Source organism: Aliidiomarina sp. B3213 (assembly GCF_003290085.1).
Taxonomy (GTDB): Bacteria; Pseudomonadota; Gammaproteobacteria; order Enterobacterales; family Alteromonadaceae; genus Aliidiomarina.
The window spans coordinates 247,520-265,739 of sequence record NZ_QMKJ01000001.1; the positions used below are offsets into that span (position 1 = coordinate 247,520).

Here is an 18,220-nt window from a genome sequence, read left to right on the forward strand (position 1 = left end):
GGAGTATCCATGAGAGCTAGTCGATTCCTGCCACTATTTGCAGGATTATTAATAACTGCATGTTCTTCTCAGTACGATCGTCCTGAAGGTTCATATAATTACACTGAAATTGAAGAGCATGGCGAGTTAGTCACTCCCGGTGAACTTGAAGTTCAAGAACAAAACAATCGTTACACGATTCCAGCTGTCGAAGGTTCTGAAAATGCTTACATAGGTAAAAATGTAAGTATTCGTCCACCTCGTCAATTGTTAGCCGTGGCTCCAGGTAGTCGAGTTGAGGCAGGTTCAGACGAATCGATTCTTTACATCGATACCACTGAGGGTGTTTCTGATTTGCGCGCTGCCGTATGGCGTCATATGGTTCAGGTGGTTGAGGGGTTTGACGTTTCTTTTGAGTTACACCCGGAACAAAACCGCATTGTTACCGACCGTTTCCGCATGTTGCAACACGAGCGCTCGAAGCCTGGTTTAGCGAACATGATTAGCCGCGAAAAAATTATTACCGAATCTGAGCAAGCTTTCGAAATGATTTTCCGCGTTGCCAGCCATGGTCGAAGTGGCGCACTTTATGTGAACGTTATAGAGCCGCAGTGGTTGATCGACGGGGAAGTAACACCGTTACCTATGCATGCAAGTAGAACACTAGAGCGTAATGTTTTAAACGACGTGAGCATTGCGATGGAGCAGAGCTATCGTTCTAACCGCGAGGTGTTTGCGCAAGAACAAATTAACGTAACCATGGGAAGTTCGGTTGACGGTGAACCGGCTTACGTTATTGAAACTGATTTCAATAGTGCCTGGGTGTTGATGCCAGACGCATTAAATAACCTAGGTTTTGTAGTCGACGACTTAAACCAGTCTGAAGGTGTTTACTACACTACTTACGAGCCTTTCGAAGACCGCGCTTGGTATCATATTTTCGCGTTCTGGAAACGAAACGAAGAAGGGCCATTAGGACTAAGCGAAGGAACTGAAGTAACTTTCGTTGTAGACGACCGAAACGACCGTGTTTACATTACGCCGAAGCTTGACGATGTAGCAATTACCGAAGCGCAGCTTCAAGCATGGCATCCGTTAGTTGTTGCGGCATTTCGCAACGAGTAAGAACTCATAAAAGAGAATGGTATGAACAAGCAAAGCGAACTTTATCGTGGTAAGGCAAAAACTGTTTTTCTGACGGATAACCCAGATTATTTGATTCTGGAATTTAGAGACGACACTTCGGCGTTTGACGGCGAGCGTATCGAGCAGTTAGCTCGTAAAGGAATGGTGAACAACCGCTTCAACCATTTTGTAATGGAAAAACTGGCTAGTGCAGGTATTCCTACACAAATGGAAAAGCTCCTTTCGGACAACTCTTGCTTAGTTAAAAAGCTCGACATGATTCCTGTAGAGTGCGTCGTACGTAACTTTGCAGCCGGATCTTTAGTTCGCCGTTTAGGTGTGGAAGAAGGGTTGCAGTTAACGCCTCCTACGTTTGAGCTTTTTTTGAAAAATGACGCGCTTCATGACCCCATGGTTAATGAGACGCATGCTGAAGCTTTTGGTTGGGCAACTCCAGAGCAACTTGCTGAAATGAAACGCCTTACGTTTGCTGTAAATGATGTTTTAAAACCATGGTTTGAAGAGGCAGGTATGCTTCTTGTGGACTACAAACTTGAGTTTGGCGTGTTTAACGGTGAGATCGTTTTGGGTGACGAATTTAGTCCAGACGGTTGCCGTTTATGGGATAAAGAAACCAAAGAGAAGCTCGACAAAGATAGATTCCGTCAAGGACTTGGTGGAGTTGTTGAAGCGTATGAGGAAGTGGCCTCGAGACTAGGTTTAGAGTTACCTAAAGGTTAATCCTCCTCGTCGTCCCACTTCTTCCATTTAGAAGCGTCTTTAGAAGACCCCTTTGCGTTTGCATCGGGGTCTTTTATTTTAGGCATCTTCATGTTCGCGGTGTATTTCACTAGCAGAATATTGCTAACAATAATCCCTAGAACAAGTGCAATAATGAGTGCAGTCCACCAAAGAGACATCAGTTAATTAATCCTTTTCCATTGGGTCAACACTGTGAACATACTGCGACACAATGCGCTCAATTTGGGGGAGAACGACAGCTTTGCCTTGGAGATTACTCGCAGTTATGATTTCACGTAACTCATCCGCGCTATATTGCTTCAGAAACTGTTTAGCGAGAGGTGCATAACTCCAATGCCACGGCTCAGGAGCAACTCCTCCATTGTCATTGCGGTAGGGGCGATAAAAACCAAACCTACGAGCGTGTTGGTTTAGCCAGTTCGTAAGCTTATTAAATGGCCCATCACTTTCATACTCCCACGGTTCTAATTGGAGCTTGTTTGACCCCAATGCTATTGGATCATATAGGTCACAGTCGGTACCCCAATGATGGCGACTGGTGCCTGGGAGTGCCGACCAACGCATGATTTCTCTTACGCGCTGGTCAGGCGTCAAATGATGAAGTGATTCGGATTCGAATTTACGATTCCAAATCATAAGTTGGCGGTTGAAGTCACGAAAGCCACTGGCAATTTCTAGTTGTATACCGTCGTCAGCAGCCGCTTTTTGCATGCATGTAAATGCAGTGGCCGCTTCTTCTTGAAGGCGCTGCGTAGCGTTTACTGGAACGAGCCCGTTTTCAATCAAGCCATACAACAAACCGTTGGTCATTTATTGCTCACCCATTAGTTTATTCAGAATTAGTTCGTAATAGCTTGTTAAATCGATCAGGTCTTGATGGCTAACTCGCTCATTTGCCTTGTGTATTGTGGCATTCACTGGCCCTAACTCCACAACTTGTGCGCCGGTGGGGGCGATGAAGCGTCCATCAGAAGTACCGCCAGAAGTGCTCAGTTCCGGTTTGGTATTTTTAATTTCTTCAATGGCAGAGCTACAAGCGTTTAGTAACTGACCATGATCCGTTAAGAAAGGTTGGCCATTTAGCTTCCAGTCTATTGAGTACTTAAGTTCGTGCTGGGTAAGAATCGCATCGATTCGCTCCATAAGGGTTTCAGCTGTGCTTTCGGTGCTAAAGCGCAAGTTGAATTGCACATGTACTTCACCTGGAATGACATTGGTTGCGCCCGTTCCTCCGCGAATATCGGAAATTTGAAAACTTGTGGGTGGGAAAGCATGATTACCATTGTCCCAAATTTCATTCACTAGATGGGAAAGTGCAGGGGCAACTCTATGGATAGGATTCTCAGCCAAATGAGGATATGCAACATGCCCTTGAACGCCATACACTGTTAGCGCTCCACTTAAGCTGCCGCGACGTCCGTACTTTATGACGTCGCCACAAAAGTTAGTGCTCGAGGGTTCTCCCACAATACACCAGTCTATCTTTTCATTGCGGGCCTCTAGAGTATCAATGACTCGGGTTGTTCCGTTGATAAAAGGGCCTTCCTCGTCACTCGTAATAAGAAATGCAATACTACCGGTATGATTTGGATTGTTGTGCACAAAGCGTTCTACGGCAACAACCATGGCCGCAAGGCTACCTTTCATGTCTGCTGCACCGCGGCCGTATATATAACCGTCTATGTCGGTAGGTTCGAAAGGTGGTGTGTTCCAAGCATGTTCAGGACCTGCTGGAACAACGTCAGTGTGCCCTGCGAAACAAAGTACTGGGCCTGAATGACCACGGCGCGCCCAAAGATTGGTCGTGTCTTCAAACACCATGGTTTCAAGTTCAAAACCAAGGGCAGCTAGCCTTTCGCCAATCAGTATTTGGCACCCCTCGTCTTCGGGGGTAACCGATGGTCGGCGAATAAGTTCTCGACAAAGCTCGAGGGTTGGGTTGATATCGGTCATGCGAATAACGCTTCGTATTGGTTGTCTTTGAAACCTACTTCAATTCCATTGGTGTGAACAAGTACAGGGCGCTTAATTAGTGTTGGGTTGTCACGTAATAGCTTCACTACGCGGACGTCTGTCAAATCGGCTTTGTCTTCATCGGGAAGGTTGCGCCATGTAGTGCTTCGGGTATTGAGTAACTTGTCCTGACCCACTTCCGCGATCCACATTTCTAAGGTATTCGCTGGCAAAGGTTCTTTTCTGTAATCATGGAAAGTGAATTCAACTTCGTTGCTTTCGAGCCACTTTTTCGCCTTCTTCACTGTGTCGCAGTTAGGTATTCCAAATAAAGTTGTCATATTCATGCTCTTAGTTGTTCTCATTTTGCATTTCTTGGCTATAACCTACGTCTTCGTCAAACTCGGCGCCAAGGAATAAATCGATAAGGGGTGAGTCACCTGCGGTTACATTACCAAAATGAGGAAGGAAACTCAGCTTGTCATGCTGCGGAATTGTAAATGACACCATACACTTTTGTGATGGTTGAAAATGCAAGGGCGCAATAGTAAAGAGGGGCTTGTCGTTTATTTTTGGGCTTGTGGAAACCGTTGATGCGAAAGGCATGATTAATTCATGAGGCCAAAGCCTAAGATGACTTCGAAGCACTGCACCGTCTACTTTTATGGTAAGGAACCAGTCGCGTAAGTCAGCAGAGTGGTGGTGGCAGCTCCACCCAGGCAATAGCATGACTTTCTGATTTCCTGGTTGTAAGGCAACTCCCACGCCAAATGCCCCTAAGTTCAAGGCTGAACTTTTAATATTAGTTACAGGCGAGCTTTTACCTGTAATCGGAGAGTACAGTGTAATCTTCTTTTGCCATTTATCAGGGTGTTTCGAGAGTTGTTCCATTTGCTTAAATCGCCACTCTATTGAACTTGTATTTTGGCAGATATTAGATGAATTGTCAGTCGTGAAAAGCTTTCCACTGATTCTGTGGATAACCCTGTGTGTTTGTTGCTGTAAATGTCATAAATTAATGATTTTAAAAGATTATCAGTGTTGGTTGAGATTTGTCCTATCGGTTAAAGATTGATCTTTTATTTACTTCTGAGAGAATGATAAGTAGACAAACAAGAGGTAAAGTTGTTCATGTGGAAAACATTACGCAGTGGCTATCGCTACATGGAGCTTTGGCCAAGGCATGCGGTAGTTGGTAATTTACCGGAGTCACGAATAGCACCAGCGACAAAGTTAGCGTGGCGATGGTTACCTGCGGCGGCGGGAGTGAACGCTTTTGTTCAATACCAGTACCTAGGCATGGAATTTTTGCCTCAAATTATAGCGAGTAGCTTGTTGTTACTTTGGATACCGTGCCATGGTTTTTATTGGTTAGGTAAGCGTTCGGAATCACAGCTTTCAGTGCCGCTGCGTGCCTGGTACTTCGAACTAAAAGATAAGCTCAATAAAAGTGGGCAAGACATTCGCTTGCCAAGTCACCGGCAAGGGCCTTGTTATATTGATTTGGCGTGGGTACTGAGGAAAGCGTTGGCGGAGCTTTCCCCGCACGACTTTTAACTAACCACCCCGCATTTGATGCAGGGTGGTACCAGTCGTTAAAAGAGCCGTTAAAAGCTAAACTGACTCCAAATTGGAGCATGATCGGACGGCTTTTCAATACCGCGAAGTTCATAATCGATGCCTGCGCTTTCGCACTTATCTGCAAGAACAGAAGTTGCTAACACAACGTCAATGCGCAGACCTCTATTGTCGTCAAAGCCTCGCGAACGGTAGTCGAACCAGCTAAATTGGTCGATTACTTCAGGGTGCTGCTCCCGCCACGTGTCTCGTAAACCCCAATCCAGAAGTGTTTGCATCCATTCTCTTTCTTCCGGTAGGAAACTGCATTTTCCTGTTTTAAGCCAGCGCTTGCGGTTAGGCTCGCCAATACCAATGTCTTGGTCTGTAGTTGAGATATTCACATCACCCATCACAATGAGATGACTATCCGCATTTTCATGGGCATTGAGGTATCCCATTAAGTCACTATAAAACTTTTCCTTTGCCGGAAACTTGGTAGGGTGGTCGCGACTTTCACCTTGTGGGAAATAACCGTTTAAAACACGAATCAAATGACCGTCTGGCGACTTAACAGTTGCCATAATCATACGGCGCTGAGCGTCTTCTTCGTCGGTCGGATACCCATAGGTAACGTCTGAAGCTTCTTGCTTGGTTAATAAAGCTACGCCGTAGTGACCTTTTTGGCCATGGAAGTAAACGTGGTAACCCATGGCTTCAACGTCTGCTAATGGAAACTGTTCGTCATGTACTTTAGTTTCTTGCAAGCCAATTACGTCGGGTTGGTGTTTGTCGATAAGCGCTTGTAATTGATGAAGTCGAGCGCGGATGCCATTAATATTAAAACTTATAAATTTCATAGGTTTATTGTTTTTCGCTGAATGATTACGAATATCATACCACTGTGGTAAAAACAGTGCAGCTTCTGTTATTTGATTCCAATCTAGGTATACTGCTGCTTTGCATTGTTAACGTGAAGGTTTAAAGCATGTGGCAAGACGTATTATTGTCCATGAGTGGTTTTGTGAGACCCTATATTTTTCAAATTAGCACCATGATTATCGCCACACTATTGGTGCTATATGGTGACAACATTAACCGAGCGCTAAAACGGCAAATATCTCATTATCATTTTCTTATTCGCACGCTTATTTTCATCTTAGTTTGTGCATTTGGTTATGGGTTATTGCTGACATGGTTGGTGCCTGTTATTGCAAACCTACTAGCAAGCATTTCAGGACTCTATTTGGGCGTGGTTACGTTAGGAATATTGATTGCGCTGGGTTTACTTGCCGAGCGTAAGCGTGTTTTGTAGCACGTAAAACATAGTTATAGGAAAAGATAGATGACGGATTGGATTGACGTTAAAGCTGGCCCTACAGCGTATCAACATATTCAGGATAATGGATTAGACGTAGAGGACATCAAATTATTGATTGGCGCGTCTGGCGGTCCAAAATGGTTTATTTTACAAGGACTAGATAACTTCCTTTTTGGAGACTGGTTAAATAAACGTAAATCGTCCATGAATCTTATGGGAACTTCTGCAGGCGCTTGGCGTTTTGCGAGTTTAGGTCGCGAGAACGCAGCAGAGGCAAGTGCAAAGTTTAGTGAGCTATACCGAGGTACGGTATACAGCGAAAAACCTGACATTGCCGAAATTACAGGCAAGAGTATTGACCTATTGCATGAGTATGTTCCAGACAGCGCGGTTAGCGAAATTCTCTCGCAAGAACGATTTTTGCACCATATGATTGTGGCGCGAGCTAAAGGCTTGAATCAATTGGAGTCGCGCGTTGGGCAGGGGATTGGTTTGGTGCAAGCCATGGCTGCAAATGCGGTTCGGCGCAAGTATTTGGGCCACCATTTTGAGCGCGTAGTGTTTCACCACCCTAAATTGAAAAAACCGCTCGGTACGAAGTGGAATGATTTGCCGACTCGTCATGTGCCTCTGTCACAGGAAAACTTCCGAGAAGCATTACTAGCGACAGGTTCCATTCCGATGGTTCTTGCGGGTGTAAAGAATATTCCGGGTGCGCCTAAAGGGGTTTATAGGGATGGAGGCGTTACCGACTATCACTTCGATTTGGACTTATCCGAACAAGAGGGCTTAGCGCTATATCCACACTTTCAGCGGGAGATTATTCCAGGCTGGTTCGACAAGAAGAGTAAACGAAGAACAACCGGCGAACATTGGCCTAACGTGATTACGATAATGCCCACGCAAGCCTTTATTGACGCGCTACCTTACGGCAAAATTCCAGACCGGAATGACTTTGCAGACTTAGATGTCGCGAGTCGACAAAAATATTGGCAAACCGCAACAGACGCTGGCTATAGAATGGCAGAACAACTTGCAGATTGGTTGGAGCTGGGGGCTATGCCTCAGCGTGTGAAGCTTTGGTCTTGAAAATCTTCGCCAATTTCTAAGTCACAGATTTGCTCAAAACGGTCAGCGGCTAGTCGGCTGGCCAGTATTTCTTCGCGAGAGGTGAGTTGTAAACTAGCCTTATTCAAACTTTTTGCGGCTGAAGTGTCGCCAAAAACATCTGCGAGCGTGAGCCAGCAGTACGCATGATACGCACTTTTGGGTACGCCTTTGCCTTGCAGAAATTGCATTCCCAGATAATACATTGCACGTTTGTGACCCAATAGTGCAGCGCGCCGAAAATGGCGAGCAGCGCTTAACATTTTATTATTCTTTGCGTCACGACTTGCTTGCACAAAGTGTGCTTGAGCAAGACGGTCTCGTTCTGCAGGTGACCAAGATCTCACTTAGTTATCCCTGTGTTTTTAATCATTATCTGTGTAACTATACCCACTGTATCGTATTTTATATTTAAAAGTGTACACAATCTTTGCGCTTTTTGAGGAAATTTACTTATGGCTCGGTTGCTCGATAAAGATATAGAGGCGTTATTTGCGGCCAGTGACCTAATTACATTGTTTATTTGGGAGAACACCGAACATTGGCCAATCAACTATTGTAGTGATAATGCAGTCAAACTGTTGGGTTATAGCAAAGCGGAGCTTGAACGAGGAGAGATTAAATTCGAAGACTTAGTTCACCCCGAGGACTTAAAGCGCGTAATAGGTGAAGTGGAATCCGCGATTGAGAACCAGTCCATACGTTCATTTACGCATGAAGATTACCGCCTTTTTAAACGCAATGGAGAAGTGGTTTGGGTTGCCGATACCACTATTCTGGAAAGAAGTGAAAACGGTGAAGTTGAATATCTCACCGGTCACATCATTGATATTACAGAGCGTAAACAACTCGAGTTATCCTTATCTGCGGAACGTAACTATTTATCCCGTGTTATTACCAGTGCTCGCTTAGCTAGTTGGGATTGGGACATCAAAGCGGGGACTGTGAAATTTAACGAAAATTGCCAAGCTTTACTGGGTGTAAAAGAGGAACAGTTTTCAGACCAAAAGTGGCGTGAGTGGGTACACCCCCATGACATAAAAAATGTTGAAACCCTGGTGCAGGAACATTTATTAGGTAACTCTCCTTATTACAACGCTGTGTATAGAATTGTGAGAGAAGACGGTACGCTTTTATATGTCGAAGACCGTGGGCAAGTTGTTCGTGTAGACAATAGCAATCAACCTGCGCAAATGAGCGGAATACTTACTGATATTTCCCTTCACAAGAAAGCTGAATTGGCAGCTCAAGAGCACGCAGAAATGCGCGGAAACATTTTGGCCAATGTTTCTCATGAAATACGAACACCATTACACGGTATTTTGGGTTTAGCTTCTGTGTTAGAAACAGAAGTGCGGAATCCTCGGCAGAAGCAATTGCTCTCTACAATAAGAAAAAGTGGCGATTATTTGCTTCAGTCATTGAATGACGTACTCGATCTAACGCGCGCCGAGAAAGGGTTTTTACAGATTAATCGGTCGGCTGAGGATGTACGTGAGATTGGCCAACACCTTAAAGACTTATTTTCGGAAAGTTTAAAAGAGAAAGCGTTAACGTTTAAATGCGAAATTGACGATAACGTTCCCCAAAACTTAGAAATAGACAGAGTTCGTTTACTGCAAATTCTCATTAACCTCGTGGACAACAGTATCAAATACACCCCGCAAGGTTCGATTACCGTTACGTTTTCGTGGAAGCCTAGAACTCAAGAAGACGGTGACCTTGAGATAAAAGTGAAAGACACAGGTGTTGGCATTCGCGACACTGAGCGAGCTTGGCACCTTTTCGAAAAAGAAAGCGAAGGAGGTACGAGAGGCTCAGGCGTTGGACTTTCAATTGTGCAACAACTTATTCAGCTTCTTGGTGGGCACGTTGAGCTTATGAGCTCTGAGGAACAAGGCTCAGAGTTTCATATCTATATACCGGCACAAGCCTCAAAGTTAGACGCACTAGAAGCAGTGGTGGAGCGCGCAGGTGAGCTGAGAAAAGCTTCCGTGCGTGCTTTGATTGTGGACGACAGTGACGTGAACCAGCTCGTTCTTGGCGAAATGCTCGAGAGTTTAGGGTTGGAATTTATCAGCGCTTCAAACGGAAACGATGCTTTAGAAGTGATGTCTCACATTGATGTACACATTGTATTCATGGACTGGCATATGCATAGCCTGAATGGACTAGAAACCACGCGTAAAATTCGGGAAAAGTACGGTGATAAACCTTTCATTATCGGGTTGACTGCGAATACGTTAGATAGTGTGAAGGAGCAAGCTTTATCTGCCGGTATGAATGATTTGTTAACGAAGCCTTTCACCTTAAATGAAATTAGAAATGTGGTTGAAACCTTTGATAAAACTTGAGAAATGATAACTTTCTCCTATGCTTAGGGAGAAAATAATAATGATCAAATTCAAAACGATTAGGGGTAAAGCATGAACAAAATTGTATCTTTGGCCATATTAGTCGCTGGTGTAATTCTGTTGTGGTTCGGCTGGCAGGAAAAGCAGTCGGTAGCTTCACAAGCGTCTGAATTAGTGACAAACCAGCCTACCGACAATGCTATGTGGTTCCTCATTGCAGGGGCAGTTGCAACGATTATTGGTATTGGCGGGCTTTTATTTAAAAAATAAATCCGCACAATGCGCCGAAAAACTGCGCGAAAACTATACAAAAATTGGTTTGGAAATCAGTTAGAATGACGTCTTTCAATATGTGTTGAGAGACGTTTTTTTATGGCTGAATTTAACGATACAAGAAGTGTAAACCAAAGGCATTCGTTTTCAAGCACGCAAGATTATATTGTCTCAGAGGAGCTTGCGTTGGCAGTAAATGCGGCTGTGGTGTTAGAGAAGCCTTTATTGCTAAAAGGTGAACCTGGAACGGGGAAAACACAGCTTGCAGAAGCTTTAGCAGCTTCCTTAGATGCTGAACTATTAAGCTGGAATATTAAGTCGACCACTAAAGCTCAGCAGGGACTGTATGAATACGACGCCGTGTCGCGACTAAGAGACAGTCAGCTCGGCAACGACAAAGTTCACGATATTAAAAATTACATTCGTCCGGGGAAGCTCTGGCAGGCGTTTACCGCGCAAAAACGTCCTATTTTATTAATCGATGAGATAGACAAAGCAGATATCGAGTTCCCTAATGACTTGTTACATGAGTTGGACAAGATGGCTTTCGACGTTTACGAGACGGGTGAACGGATTACAGCAAACCAAAGACCGATTGTTTTAATCACATCAAACAATGAGAAGGAGCTTCCCGACGCCTTTTTACGCCGCTGTTTCTTTCATTACATTCGTTTTCCTGACGAGGAAACCCTGCGAAGTATTGTAGAGGTGCATTACCCCGACATTCAAAAGCGCCTAGTTTCTGAAGCGTTACAAACATTCTTTGCAGTGCGCGAAATGTCTTCATTAAAGAAAAAGCCATCGACGTCTGAGCTATTAGATTGGATTAGATTGTTGCTAGCAGAGGAAATATCTCCTGAGCAACTGCAAAAACACAGAGAAAAGGGTGGGTTAATGCCACTGTTTGGTGCATTGCTAAAAAACGAGCAAGACGTGGAGATGGTCGAGAAGCTCGCGTTTATGGCAAAACGCAGAGATTATTAAATGCTCATTCAGTTTTTCTTTACGCTTAGAAAGCATGGTGTGCCAGTTTCAATAACCGAGTTACTGGACTTGCTTGGTGCTTTAGAGCAAAAAATTGTTTTTGCGAATATAGAGCAATTCTACTCTTTAGCGCGCACATTGTTGGTTAAGGACGAGTCGAAATATGACCGCTTTGATCGTGCTTTTGCAGAGTACTTTGATGGCGTGGAACAAATAGATATTGCTTCAGCTATTCCTGATGAATGGTTAATACCTAGTTTACAGAGGCAGTTATCGGAAGAAGACAAGAAGGCACTGAAAGGTTTAGGCGATTTACAGTCATTAATCGATAAATTTAAAGAACGACTTCAGGAACAACAAGAACGACATGCTGGCGGTAATAAATGGATAGGTACAGGCGGCACCTCTCCGTTTGGGGCTTATGGTTATAACCCAGAGGGTATACGCATCGGCCAAGAAGGCAGTAATGCGCGCCGAGCGGTGAAAGTTTGGGACAAAAGAGAATTCCAAGACCTCGATGATGATCAGGTACTGAACAACAGAAGTATTCAGATTGCCCTTCGAGCGCTTAGGCGCTTTGCCAGAACAGGAGCTGCAAACGAGTTAGACTTAGACGGAACCGTAAAGGCAACGTCGCAAAAGGCTGGGCTACTTGATCTTAAATGGCAGGCAGAGCGACATAATGCGGTAAAAGTACTTATTTTGTTTGACGTAGGTGGGTCAATGGACGACTACATATACGAATGCGAACAATTATTTAGCGCAGCACGAACAGAGTTTAAGCACCTAGAATTTTATTACTTCCATAATTGCGTATATGAGGGCGTATGGAAAGAAAATAAGCGGCGCTATCAAGGTCAAATACCTACGGCAGAGCTGCTACAAAAGTTTGGCTCAGACTATAAGCTTATTTTTGTCGGTGACGCCACTATGGGCCCTTATGAAATATCTTACCCTGGAGGTTCTGTTGAACATTGGAATGAAGAGCCTGGTGCATTGTGGATGGAGCGGTTATGCCAACACTTTCAAAAGGTCGCTTGGCTTAATCCACAACCAATAGAGCACTGGCAGTGGTACCCGTCGATTCAAATGATGTCGCAATTAGTAGACAAACGTATGTTTCCAATGACCGTTCATGGTTTACAAGACGCTATTCGGGCGCTGAGTTAACTTCACGCGCCCGTCGCATTCCCTGCTCCAACCTTGCTGGGGATAGTTCTCCAATGTGACTGTCCACCAATGCTCCCTCAGAATTAAAAAATAGCGTGGTGGGTAGGACATAAGTGTCCAATTGGGTTGAAAACTGACTTCTGACGTCGAGTAGGTTGTGGGTGAACTGGAGATTTTGTTCATTTAAGAATTGTTGAATGGCTTCTCGATTTTCACCCTGATTCACGATAACAATAGCAACGTCTTGCTGCCGGTTTTGAGCATCTTCTAGTATCGGCATTTCCTTCACACATGGTCCACACCAAGAAGCCCATAAATTAAACACTGTTGGGTTTCCTAGATATTGTTCAGTAAGTAATACCGAATCGCCAGCATAGCTTTGCAGCGTCATTGCTGGCATATCGGGCGGATTAAAATACCAACTCTGATATACAAAATGAGAGGTGAAAAAGCATGTTGCGCCCAATACGCAAGAGACTAATAATTGTTTACTCCGTTCTTTATGCTTCCAGCTTTCCCAAGCAAGCATAAGTATGCCGAAGGAAAAGCCCGCTATGAGATTAAAGCCTCCGTCTCGGACGTTTAGAATTTGCCACCATTCGTTTTGGTATTGCTGCCAATACTGAATGACGTAACCGACGCGGGCGGCTATTAAGGTTACTGCTATAACTCTGAAAATGTAGTCGCTAAGCGGCTTTTTGTTTTTTCTCGTTAGAAGATAACCCACCAAAAACGTGCAGGCGACTGAAATAAAGAAAATAAGATGGGAAATGGAAAAGCCAAATGGCCCTATTGAAACTGACACAATTCTCGTCCTAACAACCTAAAACATCAGCTTATAACGTTACCATGAAGTTGGATAAAACCACATATTTCTAAACTTTTCTTGATTCCAATCAATATCGGTCGATAAACCTATGATGAGAGTAAGCTGAATTTAGTTTATATTGTACAAAAAACTATGTAGATAAGCATAAGCAAGAAGGACTCGTTGTGCGTATTAATAACCCCATTACCCAAAAAGAATATAAGTTATCGCCGGATGACAGACTCATATCGTCGACGGATACTCGCGGCAAAATCACCTACTTTAATGAGCGTTTTAGAGAGGTAAGTGGTTATGATGCAGATGAATTGATGGGAGCACCGCATAACCTTATACGCCACCCGGACATGCCAAAAGCTGCATTTGCTGACATGTGGGACACTATTCGTGCGGGCAAACCTTGGATGGGGTTAGTTAAAAACCGCCGCAAAAACGGTGATCACTACTGGGTGAGTGCGTATGTAACACCTATGTATGAACGTGGGCAGTTGGTAGGTTACGAGTCGGTACGTGTAGCGCCTGAAAATGCTCAAAAAGAGCGGGCAATGGGCCTCTATCGTCGTTTGAATGAGGGTAAGTCGCCGCATACGTGGTTACAAAGGTTAACAGAGGGAGTAAGAACGCTTGCTCCGGTATGGACTGCTCCGATTCTAATTACCTTAGGATTGTTACTTGCTCAGCAGTGGCTGTGGGGAAGCCTCTCGGCAGTAGCGAGTATTATAGGTATGTTTATGCAATTGGCGATGCACAACAAAGCTATGAAAGATATTCGAGCGATTCGCCCACATGCGTTTGCTAATTCGGTAATTGCAGAAACCTATTCAAATCACTCTGGCGCTCGTGCTGAATTAGAAATGGTACTTCGTAGTGAAGAAGCCCGAGCAAGAACAGGGTTTACTCGAATTCAGGACGCGGCGGCAGGGTTACACGACGTTGTTGCTGCTACACGTAAACAAGCTGAACTGAGCAGCCAACTAGTGGATCAACAGAACCAAGCGACACAGCAAACAGCGTCTGCAATTAATGAAATGACCACGTCCATACAAGAAGTGGCAGACAGCGTAGAAGGCAATGCGAAGCAGGCCGAAGAAGCTTCAACTAATGTTGATCAAAGCTCTGAACTGGCTGGCGAAGCCATGGTTGCCATAAACACATTGAGCGACTCGGTTCGCTCTATCGTGACGACCGTAGACGAACTTGCTCAGTCGACAAATTCCATCGGGGAAGCTGCCGATATTATTGCGAGTATTGCTGATCAAACCAACTTGTTGGCGCTGAATGCCGCGATAGAAGCGGCTAGAGCGGGTGAACATGGCCGTGGTTTCAGTGTTGTGGCTGATGAGGTTCGCTCTCTGGCGGCAAAAACACAAGAGTCTACAGATCGCATTCATGGCATTATCGACCAACTTCGAGAGCGCGCCCAGAACGCAGTTCGCGTGTCTTCGGAAGGTGAAAAGGCAGCCGAAGCAGGCGTAGCAAAAGTACAAGCGACTGAACGGGCGTTACAAGAAATTAAGGCTGCAGTAAGTGCCATTACGGACTCTACGATTCAGATGTCCTCTGCGGTTGAAGAGCAAAGTAATGTTGCGGAGCACATTAACCAGCAGATTACAGATATTGCTGATGGAGCCGGTAGGGCACAACAAAACTCAAACGAGACTTATGAAGTAAGTGTGAATTTAGAAGACACAACGGAATACCTCTACGCGTTAATTAATAGGTTTGCGCTAGACAAAAAATAATCGAAACACTATGCGCAAGGGCTCAATTTCGCTATGGTTCTGAATTCAGAGTTTGTTCTGATGTGAAAACGGTTTGATAGTGTGTGAAGCGAGAGGAATGGGAGTTGTTGAATGAAGTATTCCCTAAGTAAGTTTAAGTGTGTTGCATGGGCGTCATTATACTTGTTCAGTATTAGTGTTCACGCGCATGAAGACATTCCTAGATCTCACACTAACGAATACTTCACTGAAACTTGGACGACGCGCGATGGCTTGCCTCACAATACTATAAACTCGATTGCGCAAACTGAAGACGGCTATATTTGGCTTGCAACGTGGGAAGGTGTTTCTCGATATAATGGTCGCAGTTTCCAAGTTTTTGAGCGAAACGAGGAAACTGGATTTGCAGACGCTGGAATTCATGCATTAGCCGTAAGAGACGATGGTCATTTGGTGGTTGGTGGCGCAAGGGGCGCCTTACACCAATACTTCCAAAATAAATGGTCTGACTTACCTCAACCTGAAGCACTAGTCACCTCTATAGAAGAAGATCGGCACGGTGTTCTCTGGGTTGCAACCCAAGGCAATGGCGTTTATCGCGTTGAGAACCAAGAAATTATTTCGTTTAATCAATTCTCCGGTCCTTATGCGACAGCTTTTCAAGTTAAAGACATTCCAAACTTAGGTATTGTGGCTGGAACCGCAGAAGGACTATGGGTGCTGAGTCCTTCTAGAATGGAAGTTCCCGACGAGACTACGAGTTGGGGGACTTTACATGGCACTGAAGCTCTTGCGGAGTTAGATATTCGCGACTTTACCTATACGGAAGATGACCGGCTGTTAATCGGAACAGAGCAGGGACTGTATACATGGACTCGCGGCAGTTTGTCTGGCCCTTTAGCGGGTACACAAGGCGTTACCATATCTAAAATTTTAGTGGCAGAAAATGGTGCCCTTTGGCTTGGTAGTCAAGATCGGGGTGTTTTTAGAGTATTAGATGGCGAGTTCAGACACTACACTATTGAAAGCGGTCTACCTAACAACAGCATAGTGTCTTTATTTGAAGACCGGGAAAATAGTATCTGGGTGGGCACCAATGGTGGTTTAGTGCGCTTGCGTTCAGCCCCCTTTAGAAGTTTTGAGAGCGTCGATGGGTTAAGTGACGATTTCGTTCGGGGATTAGCAGAAAGTAAAGATGGTCGTGTATACATTGCAACCAGTAGAGGCATGAGCTGTTTATATGGTGATGAGGTTCAGCCTTGTTTTGATGCACCAGAGCTTGCTAACGAATCTTTCTTGAGCGTTGCTGAAGATGCTAATGGTGGTGTCTGGATGGGGACGGTGAGCAATGGAGTGTTTCACTACTATAACGGCGAGCTTACCCAATACACTCAAGAGCAAGGTTTGCCGGATATGGATATTCGCAGCATCGAAACTACCGAAAATCAAGGTGTTTGGTTTGGTACTGCGTTAGGTTTAGTGCAAATTGAGGATGGAGTTTCGCATAGCTTCACCGAGTATGAAGGCTTAACCGATAATTTCATAATGTCTGTGCATGAAGCTCGAGACGGGACAATATGGGTTGGCACTGGGCATGGTGTAACTCTATTAACGCGGCAAGTAGATGGAAGCTATGAGTTGTCGTATCTGGATTTCCCCGATGGGAGTGATGCAGAGTATGTATTTGGTATATATGAACGAGAAGCTTCCAATGAAATGTGGTTAACCACCGATCGGGGGCTAGTTCGCGTTAATCTCTCGGACATGTCAGTGTCTGACGTAACAAAAGACGATGGTTTACCATTCGACAAATATTTCGAAGTTATAGAAGATCAGGAACAACACCTTTGGTTGAGCTCAAACCGGGGTATTGTTCGCTTTCCTTATGAAGAGGCTAGCGCCGTTGCTGACGGAGACTCAATTGTTCTTACCATCGAAATATTCGGTGAAAGCGACGGTATGTCTAGCGCCCAAGCTAATGGTGGTTCAGGGCCTTCAGCAATAGTGGAGCGCAGTGGCCGTCTGCTTTTCGCGACCTCAAAAGGGGTGGCATCGGTTTATCCATCAGACATAGGTGTTTTTGATGAAATTAAACCGCCAGTTGTTATTGAGAACGTAATCGTAGACGGTGCATCGGTCAACTGGTTCGAAGAGCTTGTATTTTCGCCTTCCACACAGCGGATTGCATTTGAATTTGCCGGGTTAGGTTACATTATGCCCCAGCGGATTCAGTATCGCACTAAGCTTGTCGGCTTTGACGACGATTGGGTTGAGCGGGGAACACAAGTCTCGTCAGAATACACCAACCTAGCGCCTGGCGACTACGAGTTTAAAGTGCAGGCGAATTACCCGAACAGTGAACAGGATTGGAGTGAAACTTCAGTGCACTTTACGCTGCAACCGTCTATTTGGGAGATGCGCGTATTCTGGGCGGGATTAGGGGCCGCCGTCATTGTATTAATGTTACTCGTCTATCGCTGGCGCTTGAGCGAATTAAGCCGTTCTGAAATGCAACTCAAAGAGCAGGTGAAAGAAAAAACTCAAGAACTCGAACGCTTGGCTATGGAAGACATTCTAACGGGACTACCCAATCGTAGGGCGTTAGATAGAATGTTAAAGACCGAATTTAATCGTGCTCAACGTTATGATCGCTGTTTAAGTTTGGCGATACTGGATGTCGATCACTTTAAAAACATTAATGATCAACATTCCCACGAAATTGGTGACAAGGCGTTGGTGCTGTTGGCCAGGGTTCTACGTGACTTTGGGCGCGAAATCGATGTGGTATCGCGTTGGGGCGGGGAGGAGTTTGTTATTCTATTCCCAGACACTCCTATCGACGATGCGATTGCGGTATGTGAACGATTGCGTAAGACAATTCAAAATACAGATTGTAGTGAAATCGCCCCGCAAATAAAAATGACGGTCAGTATCGGATTAGCTGCGTCGAATAAAGCGGATAGTGGTGAAAAGCTACTGTCGCTTGCGGACGCGGCACTTTATGAAGCAAAACAAACAGGTAGAAACAAGGTTTGCTTTCGTAAGTAATCCAATTTAGGCTAGAAAATTCAATTCTAATTCAATTATT

General features: G+C 44.7%; 19 protein-coding genes. 11 read left to right on the forward strand and 8 right to left on the reverse strand.

What is annotated here, in order from left to right; translation table 11 throughout:
- The first annotated feature begins 9 nt into the window (after positions 1 to 9).
- On the forward strand, positions 10 to 1,104 hold the full coding sequence (gene bamC / locus DQX04_RS01215; protein ID WP_111913978.1) for an outer membrane protein assembly factor BamC: 1,095 nt from the start codon (positions 10 to 12) through the stop codon (positions 1,102 to 1,104).
- A 21-nt stretch (positions 1,105 to 1,125) separates the two neighbouring features.
- The gene (purC, locus tag DQX04_RS01220) at positions 1,126 to 1,845 is read left to right on the forward strand and encodes a phosphoribosylaminoimidazolesuccinocarboxamide synthase (protein ID WP_111913979.1); all 720 of its coding nucleotides are present in this window, start codon (positions 1,126 to 1,128) and stop codon (positions 1,843 to 1,845) included.
- Here the strand turns inward: purC and DQX04_RS01225 are convergent.
- The 5 genes from DQX04_RS01225 to DQX04_RS01245 are packed head-to-tail and all read right to left on the reverse strand — an operon-like array spanning position 1,842 to position 4,710.
- Positions 1,842 to 2,024 carry a DUF2897 family protein gene (locus DQX04_RS01225; RefSeq protein ID WP_111913980.1) on the reverse strand — a complete coding sequence of 61 codons (183 nt, stop codon included), beginning with the start codon at positions 2,022 to 2,024 and terminating at the stop codon, positions 1,842 to 1,844. The two genes, purC and DQX04_RS01225, sit on opposite strands and share 4 nt — an antisense overlap.
- Before the next feature lie 7 nt (positions 2,025 to 2,031).
- On the reverse strand, positions 2,032 to 2,676 hold the full coding sequence (locus tag DQX04_RS01230) for a M15 family metallopeptidase (RefSeq protein WP_111913981.1): 645 nt from the start codon (positions 2,674 to 2,676) through the stop codon (positions 2,032 to 2,034).
- Entirely contained in the window at positions 2,677 to 3,819 is a 1,143-nt protein-coding gene (gene dapE / locus DQX04_RS01235) for a succinyl-diaminopimelate desuccinylase (RefSeq protein WP_111913982.1), read from the reverse strand.
- Complete coding sequence (locus DQX04_RS01240) at positions 3,816 to 4,160, reverse strand: arsenate reductase (RefSeq protein ID WP_207801069.1); 345 nt, start codon at positions 4,158 to 4,160, stop codon at positions 3,816 to 3,818. Before DQX04_RS01240 ends, dapE begins: the two co-directional genes overlap by 4 nt.
- A gap of 10 nt (positions 4,161 to 4,170) precedes the next feature.
- Positions 4,171 to 4,710 (reverse strand): hypothetical protein, encoded by a 540-nt coding sequence (locus tag DQX04_RS01245; protein ID WP_111913983.1) that lies wholly within the window; start codon positions 4,708 to 4,710, stop codon positions 4,171 to 4,173.
- A 240-nt stretch (positions 4,711 to 4,950) separates the two neighbouring features.
- On the opposite strand from DQX04_RS01245, the gene yfbV reads away from it, so the two are divergent.
- Complete coding sequence (yfbV, locus tag DQX04_RS01250) at positions 4,951 to 5,376, forward strand: terminus macrodomain insulation protein YfbV (RefSeq protein ID WP_111913984.1); 426 nt, start codon at positions 4,951 to 4,953, stop codon at positions 5,374 to 5,376.
- Positions 5,377 to 5,426: 50 nt separating this feature from the next.
- Here the strand turns inward: yfbV and xthA are convergent, their stop codons facing one another.
- Entirely contained in the window at positions 5,427 to 6,236 is an 810-nt protein-coding gene (gene xthA / locus DQX04_RS01255; RefSeq protein ID WP_111913985.1) for an exodeoxyribonuclease III, read from the reverse strand.
- 128 nt (positions 6,237 to 6,364) lie between these two features.
- Between xthA and DQX04_RS01260 the strand changes: the two genes are divergently transcribed.
- Positions 6,365 to 6,691 (forward strand): DUF3392 family protein, encoded by a 327-nt coding sequence (locus DQX04_RS01260; protein WP_111913986.1) that lies wholly within the window; start codon positions 6,365 to 6,367, stop codon positions 6,689 to 6,691.
- Between the two features lie 30 nt (positions 6,692 to 6,721).
- On the forward strand, positions 6,722 to 7,786 hold the full coding sequence (locus DQX04_RS01265; RefSeq protein ID WP_111913987.1) for an alpha/beta hydrolase: 1,065 nt from the start codon (positions 6,722 to 6,724) through the stop codon (positions 7,784 to 7,786).
- Here the strand turns inward: DQX04_RS01265 and DQX04_RS01270 are convergent.
- Positions 7,762 to 8,151, reverse strand: coding sequence for a sel1 repeat family protein (locus DQX04_RS01270; RefSeq protein WP_111913988.1), 390 nt, complete (start codon positions 8,149 to 8,151; stop codon positions 7,762 to 7,764). The two genes, DQX04_RS01265 and DQX04_RS01270, sit on opposite strands and share 25 nt — an antisense overlap.
- Positions 8,152 to 8,259: 108 nt before the next feature.
- Here DQX04_RS01270 and DQX04_RS01275 point away from each other — a divergent pair, with 108 nt between their 5' ends.
- From DQX04_RS01275 to DQX04_RS01290, 4 genes are all read left to right on the forward strand, one after another.
- Positions 8,260 to 10,158 carry a PAS domain-containing protein gene (locus DQX04_RS01275; protein ID WP_111913989.1) on the forward strand — a complete coding sequence of 633 codons (1,899 nt, stop codon included), beginning with the start codon at positions 8,260 to 8,262 and terminating at the stop codon, positions 10,156 to 10,158.
- 72 nt (positions 10,159 to 10,230) lie between these two features.
- Positions 10,231 to 10,428: a DUF3185 family protein gene (locus DQX04_RS01280; RefSeq protein ID WP_111913990.1), complete on the forward strand. Its 198-nt coding sequence runs from the start codon at positions 10,231 to 10,233 to the stop codon at positions 10,426 to 10,428.
- 102 nt (positions 10,429 to 10,530) lie between these two features.
- Positions 10,531 to 11,415, forward strand: a complete 885-nt coding sequence (locus DQX04_RS01285; RefSeq protein ID WP_111913991.1) for a MoxR family ATPase — start codon at positions 10,531 to 10,533, stop codon at positions 11,413 to 11,415.
- A complete protein-coding gene (locus tag DQX04_RS01290; RefSeq protein ID WP_111913992.1) occupies positions 11,416 to 12,585 on the forward strand; it encodes a VWA domain-containing protein in 1,170 nt (389 codons plus the stop codon). It begins immediately after the preceding gene.
- Here the strand turns inward: DQX04_RS01290 and DQX04_RS01295 are convergent.
- Entirely contained in the window at positions 12,566 to 13,390 is an 825-nt protein-coding gene (locus tag DQX04_RS01295; protein WP_111913993.1) for a TlpA disulfide reductase family protein, read from the reverse strand. The genes DQX04_RS01290 and DQX04_RS01295 overlap by 20 nt on opposite strands.
- Before the next feature lie 188 nt (positions 13,391 to 13,578).
- On the opposite strand from DQX04_RS01295, the gene DQX04_RS01300 reads away from it, so the two are divergent.
- Both DQX04_RS01300 and DQX04_RS01305 read left to right on the forward strand, forming a co-directional pair.
- Positions 13,579 to 15,153, forward strand: a complete 1,575-nt coding sequence (locus DQX04_RS01300; RefSeq protein WP_111913994.1) for a PAS domain-containing methyl-accepting chemotaxis protein — start codon at positions 13,579 to 13,581, stop codon at positions 15,151 to 15,153.
- Positions 15,154 to 15,264: 111 nt separating this feature from the next.
- Positions 15,265 to 18,180: a ligand-binding sensor domain-containing diguanylate cyclase gene (locus tag DQX04_RS01305; RefSeq protein WP_111913995.1), complete on the forward strand. Its 2,916-nt coding sequence runs from the start codon at positions 15,265 to 15,267 to the stop codon at positions 18,178 to 18,180.
- Positions 18,181 to 18,220: the final 40 nt, after the last annotated feature.

Coding starts and splice junctions, on each gene's coding strand:
- xthA (WP_111913985.1), bottom strand. CDS start 6,236: ATGAAATTTATAAGTTTTAATATTAATGGCATCCGCGCTCGACTTCAT.
- DQX04_RS01285 (WP_111913991.1), top strand. CDS start 10,531: ATGGCTGAATTTAACGATACAAGAAGTGTAAACCAAAGGCATTCGTTT.
- DQX04_RS01280 (WP_111913990.1), top strand. CDS start 10,231: ATGAACAAAATTGTATCTTTGGCCATATTAGTCGCTGGTGTAATTCTG.
- DQX04_RS01225 (WP_111913980.1), bottom strand. CDS start 2,024: ATGTCTCTTTGGTGGACTGCACTCATTATTGCACTTGTTCTAGGGATT.
- DQX04_RS01240 (WP_207801069.1), bottom strand. CDS start 4,160: ATGACAACTTTATTTGGAATACCTAACTGCGACACAGTGAAGAAGGCG.
- DQX04_RS01275 (WP_111913989.1), top strand. CDS start 8,260: ATGGCTCGGTTGCTCGATAAAGATATAGAGGCGTTATTTGCGGCCAGT.
- DQX04_RS01260 (WP_111913986.1), top strand. CDS start 6,365: ATGTGGCAAGACGTATTATTGTCCATGAGTGGTTTTGTGAGACCCTAT.
- purC (WP_111913979.1), top strand. CDS start 1,126: ATGAACAAGCAAAGCGAACTTTATCGTGGTAAGGCAAAAACTGTTTTT.
- DQX04_RS01290 (WP_111913992.1), top strand. CDS start 11,416: ATGCTCATTCAGTTTTTCTTTACGCTTAGAAAGCATGGTGTGCCAGTT.
- DQX04_RS01230 (WP_111913981.1), bottom strand. CDS start 2,676: ATGACCAACGGTTTGTTGTATGGCTTGATTGAAAACGGGCTCGTTCCA.
- DQX04_RS01265 (WP_111913987.1), top strand. CDS start 6,722: ATGACGGATTGGATTGACGTTAAAGCTGGCCCTACAGCGTATCAACAT.
- yfbV (WP_111913984.1), top strand. CDS start 4,951: ATGTGGAAAACATTACGCAGTGGCTATCGCTACATGGAGCTTTGGCCA.
- DQX04_RS01245 (WP_111913983.1), bottom strand. CDS start 4,710: ATGGAACAACTCTCGAAACACCCTGATAAATGGCAAAAGAAGATTACA.
- bamC (WP_111913978.1), top strand. CDS start 10: ATGAGAGCTAGTCGATTCCTGCCACTATTTGCAGGATTATTAATAACT.
- dapE (WP_111913982.1), bottom strand. CDS start 3,819: ATGACCGATATCAACCCAACCCTCGAGCTTTGTCGAGAACTTATTCGC.
- DQX04_RS01305 (WP_111913995.1), top strand. CDS start 15,265: ATGAAGTATTCCCTAAGTAAGTTTAAGTGTGTTGCATGGGCGTCATTA.